Origin of the sequence: Enterococcus sp. HMSC078F03 (assembly GCF_001811595.1) — a bacterium.
In the GTDB taxonomy this organism is placed as follows: Bacteria; Bacillota; Bacilli; order Lactobacillales; family Enterococcaceae; genus Enterococcus; species Enterococcus faecalis.
Genome location: NZ_KV805556.1, coordinates 95012 through 95237 on the forward strand (window position 1 = coordinate 95012; position 226 = coordinate 95237).

The following is a 226-nucleotide window of genomic DNA, read 5'->3' on the forward strand; positions in this document are numbered from 1 at the left end:
TGTACTCTCAATAATTTCTTATCAGTAAAACTAACCAGCATCAATCAAAATTCCCTCAATCGTTTTTGTACTCTCAATAATTTCTTATCAGTAAAACAACGAGCAAGCATTGAATGAACGATTAGTAGTTTTTGTACTCTCAATAATTTCTTATCAGTAAAACTAAAGCTATTTCACCGTTCTTCAACAAGGTGTTTTTGTACTCTCAATAATTTCTTATCAGTAA